The sequence below is a fragment of the Chryseobacterium elymi genome, from assembly GCF_003385495.1.
In the GTDB taxonomy this organism is placed as follows: domain Bacteria; phylum Bacteroidota; class Bacteroidia; order Flavobacteriales; family Weeksellaceae; genus Chryseobacterium; species Chryseobacterium elymi.
The window spans coordinates 51,386-67,048 of the sequence record NZ_QNUH01000017.1; the positions used below are offsets into that span (position 1 = coordinate 51,386).

At 38.2% G+C, this 15,663-nt stretch carries 16 protein-coding genes; 4 read left to right on the plus strand and 12 right to left on the minus strand.

The window, feature by feature from the left end; translation table 11 throughout:
• Positions 1–14: 14 nt before the first annotated feature.
• The 3 genes from DRF60_RS21650 to DRF60_RS16590 form a co-directional block, all read right to left on the minus strand.
• Positions 15–212 (minus strand): hypothetical protein, encoded by a 198-nt coding sequence (locus DRF60_RS21650; RefSeq protein ID WP_238640227.1) that lies wholly within the window; start codon positions 210–212, stop codon positions 15–17.
• Between the two features lie 95 nt (positions 213–307).
• Positions 308–781 carry a GNAT family N-acetyltransferase gene (locus DRF60_RS16585; RefSeq protein WP_116013242.1) on the minus strand — a complete coding sequence of 158 codons (474 nt, stop codon included), beginning with the start codon at positions 779–781 and terminating at the stop codon, positions 308–310.
• Positions 782–785: 4 nt separating this feature from the next.
• Positions 786–1,403 (minus strand): DUF1684 domain-containing protein, encoded by a 618-nt coding sequence (locus DRF60_RS16590; protein ID WP_116013245.1) that lies wholly within the window; start codon positions 1,401–1,403, stop codon positions 786–788.
• A 136-nt stretch (positions 1,404–1,539) separates the two neighbouring features.
• On the opposite strand from DRF60_RS16590, the gene DRF60_RS16595 reads away from it, so the two are divergent.
• Positions 1,540–3,123, plus strand: a complete 1,584-nt coding sequence (locus tag DRF60_RS16595) for a GMC family oxidoreductase N-terminal domain-containing protein (protein ID WP_116013247.1) — start codon at positions 1,540–1,542, stop codon at positions 3,121–3,123.
• Between the two features lie 2 nt (positions 3,124–3,125).
• On the opposite strand, the gene DRF60_RS16600 is transcribed toward DRF60_RS16595, so the two are convergent.
• The 3 genes from DRF60_RS16600 to mqo all read right to left on the minus strand — a co-directional run bounded on the left by DRF60_RS16600 (position 3,126) and on the right by mqo (position 5,993).
• Entirely contained in the window at positions 3,126–3,992 is an 867-nt protein-coding gene (locus DRF60_RS16600; RefSeq protein WP_116013250.1) for an AadS family aminoglycoside 6-adenylyltransferase, read from the minus strand.
• Positions 3,993–4,000: 8 nt separating this feature from the next.
• Positions 4,001–4,402, minus strand: coding sequence for a hypothetical protein (locus DRF60_RS16605; RefSeq protein WP_116013319.1), 402 nt, complete (start codon positions 4,400–4,402; stop codon positions 4,001–4,003).
• An 85-nt stretch (positions 4,403–4,487) separates the two neighbouring features.
• Positions 4,488–5,993: a malate dehydrogenase (quinone) gene (mqo, locus tag DRF60_RS16610; RefSeq protein WP_116013252.1), complete on the minus strand. Its 1,506-nt coding sequence runs from the start codon at positions 5,991–5,993 to the stop codon at positions 4,488–4,490.
• A gap of 262 nt (positions 5,994–6,255) precedes the next feature.
• On the opposite strand from mqo, the gene DRF60_RS16615 reads away from it, so the two are divergent.
• Positions 6,256–7,653, plus strand: coding sequence for an aminopeptidase P family protein (locus DRF60_RS16615; protein ID WP_116013255.1), 1,398 nt, complete (start codon positions 6,256–6,258; stop codon positions 7,651–7,653).
• Between the two features lie 169 nt (positions 7,654–7,822).
• On the opposite strand, the gene DRF60_RS16620 is transcribed toward DRF60_RS16615, so the two are convergent.
• Positions 7,823–8,863, minus strand: a complete 1,041-nt coding sequence (locus DRF60_RS16620) for an NAD(P)H-dependent glycerol-3-phosphate dehydrogenase (protein ID WP_116013258.1) — start codon at positions 8,861–8,863, stop codon at positions 7,823–7,825.
• 226 nt (positions 8,864–9,089) lie between these two features.
• Here DRF60_RS16620 and DRF60_RS16625 point away from each other — a divergent pair, with 226 nt between their 5' ends.
• On the plus strand, positions 9,090–10,118 hold the full coding sequence (locus DRF60_RS16625; RefSeq protein ID WP_116013260.1) for a M23 family metallopeptidase: 1,029 nt from the start codon (positions 9,090–9,092) through the stop codon (positions 10,116–10,118).
• Between the two features lie 67 nt (positions 10,119–10,185).
• On the opposite strand, the gene DRF60_RS16630 is transcribed toward DRF60_RS16625, so the two are convergent.
• The 5 genes from DRF60_RS16630 to DRF60_RS16650 form a co-directional block, all read right to left on the minus strand.
• Complete coding sequence (locus DRF60_RS16630; RefSeq protein ID WP_116013263.1) at positions 10,186–11,361, minus strand: MBL fold metallo-hydrolase; 1,176 nt, start codon at positions 11,359–11,361, stop codon at positions 10,186–10,188.
• 18 nt (positions 11,362–11,379) lie between these two features.
• Positions 11,380–12,033: an NAD(P)-dependent oxidoreductase gene (locus DRF60_RS16635; protein ID WP_116013265.1), complete on the minus strand. Its 654-nt coding sequence runs from the start codon at positions 12,031–12,033 to the stop codon at positions 11,380–11,382.
• A gap of 60 nt (positions 12,034–12,093) precedes the next feature.
• Positions 12,094–12,504 (minus strand): Rrf2 family transcriptional regulator, encoded by a 411-nt coding sequence (locus DRF60_RS16640; protein ID WP_116013268.1) that lies wholly within the window; start codon positions 12,502–12,504, stop codon positions 12,094–12,096.
• Positions 12,505–12,570: 66 nt separating this feature from the next.
• Entirely contained in the window at positions 12,571–13,521 is a 951-nt protein-coding gene (locus DRF60_RS16645; protein WP_116013271.1) for a hypothetical protein, read from the minus strand.
• Positions 13,522–13,775: 254 nt separating this feature from the next.
• Positions 13,776–14,210 carry an FKBP-type peptidyl-prolyl cis-trans isomerase gene (locus DRF60_RS16650; RefSeq protein WP_116013273.1) on the minus strand — a complete coding sequence of 145 codons (435 nt, stop codon included), beginning with the start codon at positions 14,208–14,210 and terminating at the stop codon, positions 13,776–13,778.
• Positions 14,211–14,505: 295 nt separating this feature from the next.
• On the opposite strand from DRF60_RS16650, the gene DRF60_RS16655 reads away from it, so the two are divergent.
• Positions 14,506–15,510 (plus strand): catalase family protein, encoded by a 1,005-nt coding sequence (locus DRF60_RS16655; RefSeq protein WP_116013276.1) that lies wholly within the window; start codon positions 14,506–14,508, stop codon positions 15,508–15,510.
• The last annotated feature ends 153 nt before the right edge of the window (positions 15,511–15,663 follow it).

The window sequence follows — 15,663 nt, forward strand, 5'->3', positions numbered from 1 at the left end:
ACCCCTTCGTCTCTTCAGGCATTTCCGTTTCGGATTCTGCTATTTCTTTTCTGGAGAATTTTCGCAATAAAAGCCATTCCAGTAAATTTTGCGTCTTTCTGAATTCCGGCATTATTGATCAGGAAATCTACCGTTCCGAATGTAAACGGTATCCTGAAACATTTTGATGACCTGATCTTCTTTGGAGACATCACACTGATAAGTGGTCCCATTTCCGCCTGAATCTGTAATTTTCTTTAAGACAGCCGGTGCTTCATCTAAGCATTTTTCTGAGGAATGGTTAACAATTACTATAGCACCTGAGGTCTTAAAGTTTTTTATACATCAGATATTGGGGACCATTTCTTCCTATTCTGGTTTTACCGTTGTACAGATAACCTGCTTTCAGGTAGATATGATACGCTGAAACATTTTTCTGATTAACCGCAAGAACGATTTCATTGCAATACGGAAAATTTTCTTTGACAAAACCGTCCACTTTATCCATAGCCGTTTTTCCGATTCCTTTTCCCTGTAAGTCAGGATTTATAGACAAAGATCTTAGTAAAACAGATTTTTCGTTGTCAGTAAGATCCAGTTTATCTTCGCCAAAATCCAGTGCAAAAAAACCTGCAGGCTTTTCACCTTCAAAGATGGTCACTGCAAATTCTTTTCCGTCATTTCTGTTATTAATCCTCGCTAAAGCCTTTTCTACTGTTGAAGTATACTGCAACTGATTTTTATCCAGAGCATAATTAAGTTCCGTGAAATCGGATTCTTTAAAAAAATCTAATCTGATCATATGCTTAATGATGATAAATATCCTGGTACATCACACCGGCTCTGATTTCGACCGGAAGCTTATTTTCTTCAGGAACAATCGGGCAGTTGTAATCGTAGGCATTGTAAGCACAATATGGCTGATAGGATTGGTTGAAATCCAGAACAATCGTGTTCCCTTTCGGAATTTTCAGATCCATATATTTTCCGCCGCCATAGGTTTCTTTTTCGTTAGTAGCATCCCGGAAGGGTAAAAATAAATAATCTTTATATTTTTTCTGCTTAATCAGATCAAGGCTTTGATACAAGGTTAGCGTATAGGATTTTCCATCCAGCTGAAATATTGCTTTTCCGTATTCCTTATAAGATTTTGTTTTACCTGAAGAGGTTGGAAGCTCAAAAGGCCTGGCATTTTTTGTTTTACTGAATTTAGCAGTGACAATATACTTGAAATCCACCGGAAAGAATGGATGCTCCTTAAAATTGGTAAAATTATCTCCACGCAAAGGCGTTTCCTTTGGGTTAAGATATTCTGCATTGAGTTCTTCCTGAAATTTCCTGATCTCCATGATCTCTTTTGAAACCATTTTTTGAGAAAACATAAAAAGCGGGAGAAACAGAAGTATGGTAATATATTTTTTCATGAGTGCATCAAAATTATAAGTAAAACTATGAATTTTTAACGGCTTGAAAAGTTAAAATTGTAATAAAAACATACAATCTGTTTTAAATAATCTGTACTTCACTTTCTTTAGCATATTTTTTGACCATACAGAGCACATGGACAGAAAGAAATTCATCAAAACAGGCATTCTCGCGGTGTCAGGTTTTTATTTCCTTAACTCTAACCTGTTTCAGGCCGTACAGCCCAGAATAGGGAAACAGAAAAAAGACATTATAGAGGCTCCGATACTTATTATTGGAAGCGGATACGGAGGTGCTGTTTCTGCCCTTCGGCTCTGTGAAGCAGGAAAAAAGGTCCTTATGCTGGAAATGGGCCTCAACTGGGGGGAATCCGGGATTCCGTTTTCCAATATGCTGAAGCCCGGAAAAAGTGCTGCGTGGCTTAAAAATAAGACAATTGCTCCGTTTATGAATATTTTTTCTCTGGAACCTTTTACTGGAACCCTGGACAGAATGGATTTTGATAATATAAATATCTGGGTTGGCAGAGGTGTTGGCGGCGGCTCTCTTGTTAATGGAGGAATGGCGGTTACTCCGAAGGAAAGTTATTTCAAAGAGGTATTTCCTGATCTGGATCCTGAAAAGTTCTATAATCACTATTTTCCTTTGGTACATAAAGAACTGAAGGTAAATGTTATCGGTGAGCAATTTTTAAAGGATTGTCCTTATTATAAATTTACTAGAGTGGGTGAAGCAGAAGCCCATAAAGCAGGCTTTAAAACCGTGCGGGTTCCGAATGTCTATGACTTTCAGTATATGGAAAAGGAATACAGAAATGAAGTCCCCCGCTCTGCTTTTAATACGGAAGTAATCTATGGAAATAATCACGGAAAGAACAGTCTGGATAAAACGTATCTTAAAAAAGCCTTAGAAACCGGAAATCTTGAGATCCTGGACCTTCACTGTGTTGAAAATATTAAGCTTAATGATGATAAAACCTATACTTTAGAAGTTCAGCAAACTGATACTTCAGGAACTGTAATTTCTGATAAAGTATTCAATTGTAAAAAACTGATTCTTGCCGCAGGAACGATGGGAACTTTAAAACTGCTGCTACATTCTAATGCAGTCAATGGTTTTCCAATTCATGAACAGATTGGAAAAAACTGGGGAAACAACGGTAATTTTATGACCGGCAGAAACTGGGTAAAGCCTTTATCAGGCGGAACAGGCGCCAAACAGTCGACCATTCCTGTGGGTGGTATAGATAACTGGGACGATAAGGAGCATCCTTTTTTTACAGAAATCGCCCCGCTTCCGATGGGAATGGATGTGGCAACGGCATTGTATCTGCTGATCAACCGGGTGGATAAAAAGGGAGAGGTTTCTTATGACAGCACAAAGAAAAACCTCAGTCTGGACTGGAACCAGAATCATACAACTAAAATGAGGGAGAATGCTGATTATTTCATAAAAAAGATGAACAGAGCCAATGGCGGAACGAGAAGCCACTTCTTATTTAATAACGGTTTCGGCGCAGATGTGTGCTACCATCCATTGGGCGGCTGTGTTTTGGGTAAAGCTACTAATGAATACGGAAAATTAAAAGATCATGAAAATCTTTATGTTCTGGATGGATCTTTGATTCCGGGAACTATTGGTGTCAATCCGTTTGTGACGATTACCGCCATTTCAGAATACTGTATGGAAAACCTGATCACACAGAATGAATTTGCCTGATGTCAGGGCATGGATTTCACCTCAGCAAGGTACTTCCTGATATCATGTTCATGTTTTTGAGGGTATTCAAAATCAAGCTTCTGCGCCAAAGCCGTTCCCAGCTCATGTACAAGATCCGCAGCAGCGTATAGGGCATGCCAGTTATCATTAATATTGCTGCCTGAAAATGTAGCTTCTACCTGTGTCCAGAGTTCCGCAGAAAGATATTTTCTGAAAAGGCGGCCGTGTTTATTGGTCGTTATATTTTTCCAGTCGTGAAAGCTGGCAATATACCATTCGATGAGAGGAACGAGATAATCTGTCCTGATCACGTCTTCGGACATGAATTTAGCATAAAACAGATCTCCGCGTTTAAGACATTTTGCCACATAGGTTGTATCCCACCAGAAATCGTTCATTAATTGCTGAAATCTCTGTTCTGTTGGCTTCTGGATCATAACAGATTGATAGGTTGGATGCTTCAGGTCTTTAGTAAGATTGTCTTTATCAACCAGAACTTTATAGCCTACATCCCAATCTTCCGGAAGCTGCTCTTTTTGTACCTCTTTCAAAAACTCTGATTTCTGATAAAGTTTAAAATCAACCTTCACATGATCGGCGTACAGTACCATTTTCATGGCGTGCTTTCCTTCAAAATAAGTCTCCTCTTCTTCCACTATGGAAATCGGCTCACCAAAAAGATACATCCATTTTTTATCAGTCTCATATTCCTTCATATTTTCAAAAATCAGCTCTACATCGAGGTCACTGAAATCATCTACAGGCGCATATGGACTCACCAGTGAACTGGTCAGCAGCGCAGCACGGATATCAGGATTATTTTCTGCCCAAATGATGATCTGCTTCAGTTTCTCTTCGCGTACTTTCATGCCTTACGTTAATAGGATTCTGAGATTTTCACACGGTAAACGTCCAGAGAATTTCTTTTAATAGACTCCACAAAAAAACCTCCCTCTTCCGGAATAACTTCTTTCAGGTCGAAACTTTTACAGTCTCTGGGCAAACCGGAAAATACTAAAGTAAACCAGAAATCCTGCATAAACGGAACAGCTGTCCAGTTGGGATAGATCGTAATATTCTCAGCATGGATCAGCTTACTTTTATGGTCAGACTGATTATCAAGAAGGTAAGTGGAATTCCAGATCCTGATCAGGTTGCCCAAAAATGGTGATGCAGGAAAACAGCAGTGTACAATAACCTGCTTCTCCTCTTCTATTTTGGTTTGAAGAGACTCCAGGAGTTCTTTGGCAATAACGGGCTTTACAATTACTTCTTCCACCTTTATAACAATTGTCAATTGTCAATGGTGAATAGTCAATTTTTAGAATTTAGAATTCACAATTGACTATTCACCATTCACTTTTTTAATATTCTAATTCCAGTTTTTCTTTGGTATAATTTCTTACCTTTTCAGTTAGCTCCGAATTGTGGGCTAATTTCTGTCCGTAAGAAGGAACCATTTCCAGCAACTTGTCTTTCCATTCGCCCTGTAGTTTTTCAGGGAAACATTTCTCGAGAACATTCAGCATGGCATATACTGCTGTGGAGGCTCCCGGAGAAGCACCAAGCAATGAGGCTATGGTTCCGCTTTTATTTACAACGACTTCGGTTCCGAATTCCAGTTTTCCACCATCTTTTTCATCTTTTTTAATGATCTGTACTCTCTGCCCGGCTACTTTCAGTTCCCAGTCTTCTTCTTTGGCATCTTTGATGAATTCTCTCAGGTGCTGTATTCTCTGAGACTTTGTCATCGCCACCTGCTGAATAAGGTATTTGGTCAGGGGAAGATTATGCCACCAGGCACCAAATAGTGATCTTAAATTTTTTGTATTAACACTTTCTGGCAGATCCAGGTAACTTCCCTCTTTCAGGAATTTTGTAGAAAATCCGGCAAAAGGCCCGAAAAGAAGCGCTTTTTTACCATCAATAATTCTAAGATCCAGGTGAGGAACGGACATTGGCGGAGCATCTACTGTTGCCTGGGTGTACACTTTTGCATGATGCTTTTCTACCAGTTCCTGATTGTGACTCACCAGCCACTGTCCGGAAACAGGGAAACCTCCATACCCTTCACTTTCTTTAATATCCGAACTGTCCAGTAGCGGAAGTGCGTAGCCTCCGGCACCAATAAATACAAAATCAGCAACTACTTCCTGCTTATGATTGTGGATTCTGTCTTTCACCTTCATTTCCCACTTCCCATCTTCTCTTGGATCAACGTCTTTTACTTCGTGGTACAGGAATACCTCAACATTAGAATCTTCCAGCAAATGTCTTCCCATTTTTCTGGTTAATGTTCCAAAGTTAACATCTGTTCCCATATCCATTTTGGTCGCCGCCATTACTTCAGACTGGTTTCTTTTGCTCATCACCAAGGGAAGCCATTCTCTGAGCTGTTCATGATCCGTGGAATATTCCATACCAGAAAACAGTGCGGATCCGGACATTTTTTCGTGACGCTTTCTAAGATATTCTGCATCTTTTTCGCCGAATACCAGGCTCATATGAGGACATGAATTGATAAAATCTTTGGGATTCTGAATGTATCCTTTAGTAACCAGGTATGCCCAGAACTGCTTCGACATTTCAAACTGCTCTGCGATACTTTCCGCCTTGGTAATGTCAACAGTTCCATCTGGTTTTTCAGGAGTATAATTTAGTTCACAAAAAGCTGAATGCCCAGTCCCTGCATTATTCCAAGCCGCTGTACTTTCTTTTGCAAACCTGCCAAGCCTTTCGAATATGGCAATTTCCAGATGGGGATCAAATTCGTGAAGCAGTGTTGCTAAAGTGGCGCTCATGATTCCGCCGCCTATCAGTACAACGTCATATTTTGGCTTCGGTGTTCTGCTTGTAAGCGAGTGTGGCATAATTCTAAATTTTACATCAAATTTCGGGAAAAGTTTTATAAATAAGGATGGGTTTAACGATTTTAACACGTCAATTTTTTGTGCTTAAATAGTTTTCTAACAGGCAAAAAAAATTCTATGGAAACTGTCAATATTATACTATCGAAATAAGTAATCGGATTATCCCTTCATTATTTATTATAACTTTTATATTTTAGCTTATAATTTGCAAATATCAATTGATGAACGCTTTTTGAGATATTTGTTTTTAATATTTAATAACATGTTTGAAAAGAAAGTGTACATTCAACGACGTTCTGTGTTAAAATCGAAATTAAATTCCGGGATATTACTCTTTTTAGGTAATGAAGACAGCCCGATGAACTTTAAAGATAATATATATCACTTCAGACAGGACAGTACCTTTCTGTATTATTTTGGAATTAACGAACCTTCACTGGCAGCCATTATCGATCTGGATGAAGATGAAACTATTCTTTTCGGAAATGAAATGAGTATTGATGATATTGTGTGGATGGGCAGGCAGAAAACGTTAGCAGAAAAAAGTGCAGATTTCGGCTTATCAAATATTCTTCCGCTGGATCAGCTCGACATTTACCTTAAAAAATACCAGGGAAAAAACCGTACCGTTCATTTTTTACCCCCTTACCGTCCGGAAAATAAAATTAAACTCACAAATTGGTTTGATATCCCTATGGACCAGTTGAAAGAACGTTCGTCACTAAGTTTCATAAAAGCTATTGTTGCACAGCGTTCAATAAAATCGGCTGAAGAAATTGCAGAGCTGGATCGTGCAGCATCGATATCAGCCGACATTCATCTACTGGTGATGCAACAGGCAAAACCAGGAATGTATGAGCGTGAACTTGCTGCAAAAATACAAAGCGAAGCATTGGCTTCAGGAGGTAATCTGGCTTATCCTGTCATTCTAACGGTTCAGGGTGAAATCCTGCATAATCACTATTATGGCAATCAACTTAGGGAGGGTCAATTAGTCTTAAACGATTCCGGAGTGGAAACCGCTTTAGGATATGCCGGAGATCTTACCCGTACTTTCCCTGTAGGCAAAACATTCAGTGCAAAGCAAAAGGATGTTTATGATATCGTACTCAGTGCCTATCATCATGCAAAAGGTCTTTTGGCACCTGGTGTCAGGTATCTGGATGTTCATTTGGCTTCGTGCAAAATACTGGCACAGGGCTTAAAAGACATCGGCCTGATGAAGGGTAATATAGAAGATGCTGTACAGGCTGGTGCCCACGCTATGTTTTTTCAGTGCGGTACAGGCCATATGATGGGTCTGGATGTTCATGATATGGAAGATCTAGGTGAGCAATACGTAGGATATACTGATGATCTCGTTAAAAACACTACCCAGTTTGGCCTTAAATCTTTAAGGTTGGGTAAAGCACTGGAAGCAGGTTATGTGTTAACCATTGAACCGGGTATTTATATTATCCCGGAACTTATCGACCGTTGGAAAGCATCTAAGCAATTTGCTGAATACATCAATTATGATACACTGGAAACATTCAGAAACTTTAGCGGCATCAGGGTGGAAGATGATTTTCTGATTACGGAAAGCGGAAGCAGAATGTTGGGTAAACATTTGGCTTTAACTACTGAAGAAATCGAATCCATCAGGAGCCAAGCTTATTAAAAATTATGCAGTCCCTTCAGATGCAAGCATTTGACTTATTCACAGGTGGTATTCTTTTTCAGAAGAATCAAATCATGAATATATGGTAAAAACCTAACAAAAAACCGTTATTACATTCAAAGAGCAATAACGGTTCATTATTTTTTTAAGCTGTATTAAACCATATAGCTTAATTCAATTTTGCTGTTAATTTTTTAAACTGTTTTTCTGCATTTTTGCCTTCATAAAGAATGGCATAAATCGTATCAATGATCGGAAGCTTCAAATGTTTTTGCTTCGCTGTTTTATAAATGGAATCTGCAGCATAATATCCTTCTGCTACCATGTTCATGGACTGGATTGCAGATTTTACGGTATATCCTTTTCCGATAAGGTTTCCTAAACTTCTGTTTCTTGAGAAGAGAGAGTACGCTGTTACCAGAAGGTCACCCAGATAAGCACTTTCATTAACATCTCTTGGAGCTTCGTATACGGCTTCCAGGAAGATTTCCATTTCACGGATCGCATTGGAAACGAAAACAGCCGTAAAATTATCCCCATAGCCAAGCCCGCTTGCTATACCCGCCCCGATCGCAAAAATATTTTTAAGGATGGCACTATACTCATTTCCTAAGATATCTTTACTGGAATGTACTTTGATAAAATCTGAACTGAAAATTTCTTTCAGCTTGTCTGCCGTTTCATCCTCCACGGCAGCAACAGTAAGGTAAGAAAGTCTTTCCATAGCGACTTCTTCTGCGTGGCATGGTCCTGCAATAACAGCCTGGTTTCTGAAACCTATCTTAAATTCATCTCTTAAATAGTGAGCTACCACATCATTTACTTTAGGGATGATCCCTTTAATGGCAGAAACAAAGATCTTATCACCATATTCACAGGTCATTTTATCCATGGTATCCGACAGGTAAATGGAAGGTGTTGCCAATACGATCACATCGCAGGCACTCACCAGTTCGTTGATATCTGTTGTAAGTTTTAGACTTTTAAGATTAAAATTAACTGCTGTAAGATAAGAAGGGTTGTGTCCACGGAGTTCAATAGCTCCCTTCACGAATTCACTTCTTACACACCAGTGTACTGTTTTACAGTTTTCAACAAGCATTTTTACGATAGCGGTCGCAAAACTTCCGCTTCCTACTACTCCTACAGAAATGTCTTTCTTATTCTTTTTTGGATTAGAAGATTCTGAAATTATTTTCTTTTTAGCCATAATTGGAATGTGAACTGCAAATATATTAAAACAAAGACGGAACGCAGACTTTGAGGCTATGATAAAAAGCCACTTTCTGAAAAAATTAACACTTGAACACAATTAAATGTCTAATCAGACGTTAAATACAGAAAAAACTAAGTTTTCTTTAAAAATATCCTCCAAAGAGTATTTTTAATTAAATTTGCACGCTTAAACTGTTTTGTAATATACTAAGAGAAGAAAAATGAAGAAATTTCTAAACAGCAAGAAGAACGTGAATGTTCTCCTCGGAGGACTTTTGCTAGTAGTTTTTGCACAGGCGATCTTCATCGCCAGATTATTTTCTGAGAAAGATGACAAGAAATATGAAGTGAACCTTGTCAAAATAAACACAGAGAAAGACAGTGTAGATTATCTAAAAATGAAAACAGATCTTACTTTGGTAGATCGGACTGTAGCCGAACTTAATTCATTCCTGAAATCCAAAGATATCACTAACGAAAAAGTGATGATCCTGAGTAAAGACAGTATCTCGAATTCTGTATATCTGGCAAAGCAGGCCAACCGTTACAGCCAGTCTTTAATGAATCTTCAGAAAAAACTAATGGAAGTTCCTCTGGGAATGCCTACCGACGGATATATCTCCTCTAATTTCGGCATCAGAAAAAATCCAATTCCTTTTAAAACCGTATTTGCTTCTGTAAAGCCCAGTGCCACAGAATCCAAACCAATGGCTGCTGCAGTACCAAAACCGGAAGTAAAAGCTGAACCAGTTGAGAAAATCATTGAATTAACGGACAGCTACGGAAATAAAAGAGAAGTAAAAGTAATGGTGACACCAAAAGCGGCACCTGCTGCTCCGGCCCCATCACCTGCAACTGCCTCAACTAAAGCTGTTGCCGGCAATTCTTCAGCTAAAGCCCCTGTAGAAAAGAACAATCCACCTGCTGAAGCGGACCAGATGCAGTTCCATAAAGGACTGGACATTGCCGTGGCTTTCGGTTCAGACGTGAGAGCTGCTGCTGCGGGAACAGTTATTTTCTCCGGTCAGAAAGGCGGTTACGGAAACTGTGTCATCGTTTCTCACGGAAATGGATTGGCTACGCTTTACGGTCACTTATCCCAACTGATTTCTAAAGTCAATGATAAAGTAAAGGTAGGACAGGTTATTGCCAGATCCGGGAATTCCGGGCGTTCTACGGGACCTCACCTTCATTATGAGGTACATAAGAACAACACACCGGTGAACCCGAAATTGTTTATGAATTTATAATAAATGGCTGTTAAATAGACAGTCATTTTATAACAAAAACTGCCGTCACAAGACAGCAGTTTTTTATTTATTTTAGAATTTTAAGAGTTCCTTTCAGATGGGTGAACGATCCGTTAGGTTCTGCAATATTAGTATAAATTATATTTTTGTTATAATCCTGAACATGAGTAATGTTGGAACCTAGTTTTGGTTCATGCCAGTATACCATAAAGACATTCTTTGCCACTTCTACAGCGGTGTACTGTACGGTATCCGTATTTCCTTTTACTTTTCCGGAAATTCCTGTGAAAGACATTTCTTTATTGTTCTTGAAATTCAGGAGAAATTTGAACGTTCCGAAATCGGCTTCCACTTTGTTTCCTATGGCCGGATAAGGAGACTTCAGATCCCAGTCCATTTCGCCAAAGAAAACTTTTGCGCCCATTTCCAGCTCATCTTTTCCATGAAGATCAGGATATTTTTTAACCATAAAATCTACAACAGCAGAAGACGTTTTGTTTTCAGTGACCGCTTTTTTATAGTTTTCCAGATAGCTTTTAACAAAATCCAGAGATTGTGGAGACAAAGACTGTTTTGCAAAATGAGAAGGAATTACCTGTTCAGGTTTTAATGCTTTCATCGCATCAATTTGTCCTATCCATTGATCAATTGCTTTGATATTCTGAGTGTCTGCCATCCAGATATGGGAATCTACGGAAACAGAAATACCACCAGCCACTGTTTTTAAAGATGGGATCCACACAAAACTGTGAGCCGGATCTTCGGCAATCTGTTTTATTTCGATCTTATTTCCTTCCAGGTCCGGAATTGTATTGGCAGCTTCCGGAATAATAATTTCTGAGGGAGCATCTTCTTTCAGCTGCGGTTTCCATACGGCCATTTTTTCATCTTTGGATGCGGATATAAGGTAGGCAGTCTGTGCTGTTGAAATGATTCTTGCATTTGGGAATGCTTTTTTGATAACATCCAGCCCAAAGTAAAAATCAGGGTCGCTGTGGGAGATAAAAACCGTTTTCAGATTTTTTCCTGTTGCTTTGATTTCTTTCACTAATTGTTCTGCATACTGCTTCTGAAACTGGGCATCAATAAGCACCGCGTCTTTGTCTCCATAAATAATGGTGGAAGTGATAGGAAAGATGGCTTTAGGGCCGGGATTATAAATTTTAATTTTTAAATTCCCTGCGAACATAATGCTTACAAATCCCAGCAGAGCCAGCAGTGATAATAATTTCTTTTTTAACATTGTCTATTTTTTAATGAATTAATAAGCTGCTGTGAAACGCTCGCGGATATGGTTATTTTGTTCCAGTTCGTCTACCAAAACAGCTGCTACATCTTCTACAGAAAGACGGCTTCTTCCGTTTTCATCAAAAACAGGAGTTTCTAAAGATGTTCTGTACTTTCCGGTTCTCTCTCCTACATTCGCCTGATTCATTTCAATGGCAGGGCTAAAGAATGTCCAATCCAGTGTACTGTTTTCTTTGATTTTGTTTAAATAATCTCTTGCAGCAGTTGCTCCCGGTTTGTAAGCTTCAGGGAAATCCGGAGTATCTACGATCTGTACGTTGTCCGGAGTGTAAAGGCTTCCTGCTCCCCCAACCACAATAAGTCTTTTTACGCCTGACTGCTCTACTGCTTTTTCAATATTAATGGAACCGTTCAGGAAATCGTTGTAAAGATTTGGATTGGTCCAGCCTGCATTGAATGCACTGATCACAGCATCACTTCCTTTTAAAGCTTCTGCAAGTTCTTCTGTATTGTTTACGTCAACACTTTTTGCGGTTACATTTTCCCTAGATTCTACTTTAGAGGCATCTCTTACCAAAGCTTCTACAGCATATCCTCTTTCTGCTAATTCATTAACTACTTTTTTTCCTACAAAACCGGTCGCACCGATTACTGATACTTTTTTCATAATATTTTATTTTAAAAATTAAATTGTAATAAAATTTGTTACATTTTAGGTTAAAAAATTTTATTCGAACTGCTCCGAAAATTCTTTCAGGGACTTATCGCCTAAAAACTGAGTAACCAACTGATCCGTTTCTTCAAATAAGCTATTTAAATGGATATTGATCTCTTTACCAACACTGCAAGCAGGATTGGGATTCTGATTTTTCTTGCCTAAAACTTCTGTATTTTTTACAGCTCTGTAAATCTCTGAAATACTAGTCTGTTCCGCATTTTTGGCAAGTTGGCTTCCCCCGTCTTTTCCCTGTCTGCTGGCAATCAGGCCTGCTTCTCTCAATACGCTGATCTCTTTTCTTACAATCGCCGGATTGATACTGATGCTGCCGGCAATCCATTCAGAAGTGAGCCACTCCTGAGGACTTTTTGCCAATAAGGTCATAATATGTATTGCCGTAGCAAATCTTGTATTGTTCATTGTAATTACAGGACAAAGGTAAATAAATTTTTAAATGTAACAAATTTTATTACAGTTAAATTTTTCTTAAAGGATTAATTTATCCAGATCCAGCAGCAGATAATTGATATTCTGATTAATGGTTCTTGTGGCAGACTGCATTTGATTCAGCATTGCAGCGCGGTTATGAAGATCATTCGCTCTGTAAAAACCTCCATCACTAAAAATCACGGACTGATCGGCGGCGGTTTTAATATCATCAAACTGGTAATGAAGCCATCTTTTTTTCATACTACTAATAATGGAATGTTTTTCTTTATTGGAAAATTTTTTTTCTGTATACATATACCAGATGAATGGTGGAAAATTCGGAGATTCCAGTTTTTCTCTCCAGATGTCTCTCAACAGATTCCTCTGATGGATAAATTCTACTTTTTTGCCTTTCGGATTAAGGGTTGCAAGACCGAAACCTGCTCCCAGAACTCCCCCACTTATGTCAACAGCATTGCTCCAGCCTCCATCACTGATGATTCCTCCGGCCACTGAGGCAGCCGCTCCTGTTACAATAGAAAGCAAAATGAGTTTATTATTTTTGGAATCGTTAAGATTGTCTACATAATTTCCAATTTGGGCCACCCTTTCTCCTTCACAATCAAATTCTGCAGCTACAGCATCCAGTTCAGTAAGGGCAATGGTAATTTTACTGTTGATTTTGGTTTTAAGCTGGAGTACTTTAACCTGGGAAGCAATAGATAAATCTTTTTTAAGATCAATAATTTGATGAACCTCATCCAGATTATCCAAAGCATTCAGAATAAGGATACTCTGATCAGAAAACATGCCTTGCAGCTCTTTATTGGCTGCCAGAATAGAATCCGCGTTATAGGATGGAATTCTATTGCTGTAATTGTATTTAAAAGGGGCTTTACAGTAACTGTCCTTCAGCGTAAGGATATTCTGTTTAATCACCTGATTTTTTTTTGAAACACAGGATACCAGCAAGCTGAATACCGCCAAAAGATAAAAGAGTTTTTTCATTCAGTTTATATTTTTGCTTTGTGTAGTACTGTTGGTTGCAAAGGCGCAGGAAATTAATAGTTTACTTTTTTAAGGTGCAAAAGATTTTATCTCCGATAAAATTTAAAATTGTATATTTTGTACACTTTTTTTGGCTCCCTGCACCTAAAAAATTGCAACAATCTTTATTCTTTAAAATTGATCAACACGAATATAATATAAATAAAAAAATTTACCTGAATTCAGGTAAATTTTTAAGCTATTTTTAAGCAGGATTATTTTATATCTAACAATTCCACTTCGAAAATCAGTGTAGAATTCGGTCCTATTTCTTTGCTGATTTGCTGATCTCCATACGCTAAATGTGGAGGAAGGATCAGTCTCCATTTACTTCCAACAGGCATTAGCTGAAGGGCTTCCGTCCATCCTTTAATTACTTTGTTTAAAGGAAAAGATGCAGGGGTTCCTCTTTTTACGGAGCTGTCGAAAACCTTACCGGAAATAGTAGTTCCGTGGTAATGACACTTTACTGTGGATTTAGGTCCTGGTTTTGCCCCGTTTCCTTCGGTAATGATCTCATACTGCAAACCGCTCGGCAACTGTACAACGCTTTCTCTCTTACCATATTCTTCCATATACTCTTTACCGTCATTAAGATTCTTTTCGGCAAGTTCTTTTTTCTTTTTAAATAACATATCTGCTACTCCCATTGTTGATATTTTTTACAAAGATAGGAGTTTTTGAGAAGATGGGAAGTGAGAATCCGGAGGATAGAAGTTATGGAGGTAGGTGGCAGGGGTAATAGTTAAGATGTTACTGGTTGCTAATTGTCGGTTTAGAATATAATGAAGAAATAAATTTACATCACCGCTAGCTAATGGGTAAATAAAGAGTTCTTCCATCTTCTCCTCCCAATCTCATTCTCTGCCGGAAAATTCAAACACTTTTAATACTGGGTTAACACATATTCGGAAACTTGGCGTTATAATTGGATTTAAAAACTAAATGCCACAACCACTAAAATATAATAAGAAATTCGATGAGCTTAATGAAGAGGAAAAACAACTCCTGGAAATCAATAAAAAATCGATTGCCGACTTTGTTGAACAGTCTTCTTCTATAAGCGATGTTAACTATGCCACCAGAAATGCTCATGCAAAAACGTATGCGGCAGCTGCTGGCACATTCATTATTGATAAAAATATTCCTGAAGAGCTTTTCCAGTTTTTTGACGGTGAAAAATTTGACCTGACCATAAGGATTTCGAATGCTAATCTGAAAATCAATTCGACTGAAAAAGATATTCCCGCCTATGGATTCGCAGTAAAAGTAAAGGATGGAAACGGTGGACTGATCGCTAATTTTCCTTTGGTTAATTTTCCTTTATTTCCTACCAATTCGGTTTCTCATTTTCTGAAACTGTTTACTGCGGTGAACCGGTTGTATATAAAAAAATGGAGAGGTATGTTCTCACTGGCCGCTCAGGTTGTTAAAATGATTCCCTACTTTTTTACACTTTCTTTTATCAAAAATATATTAAAACTTCTTGGTAAAAGAAATGATTTTATCCTGTCATTTGATTATCATTCTGTAGGTGCTTACCGTCTCGGTGAGAATATGATTAAGATAAAACTGGTTCCAAGGTCCGTCAGTAAAAAATTTGGCACGAAACAAAATATGAAAGATGCTTTGAAAAGCTATTTCCTGGATAATAATTATACAGCAGAGGTTTTTATACAATTTTGTTATAATCTGAAAGACCAACCGATCAACCGGCTGAATGTAGAATGGAAAAATTCTCCTTACATTAAGGTCGGGGAAGTGATCATCAACCAAGGAGCACTGCTTGATCCCCGAGACTGTACCAATGAGCTGCTTTCATTCAACCCATTCGAAAGTAAACCTTTTTTTCAGCCTGTCGGAAAGATACAGAAACTGCGTGATGAAGCGTATAAGGTTTCTTTGCAGACCAGAAGAAAGATTAATAAGTTGCTGAATAAGCATCAATAATCAGAGTTAAATTTTTTAAACGGCTTTTATATTTTCAGTAAGAAAATGTATCATAACTAAATGATGTGGGTTGAGAATCGTTTAAACGAAAATTCTTCTCGTATAGTAAATTTCATAAAAAAAGCCGTTTCACTAGTTGTGAGACGGCCTGTA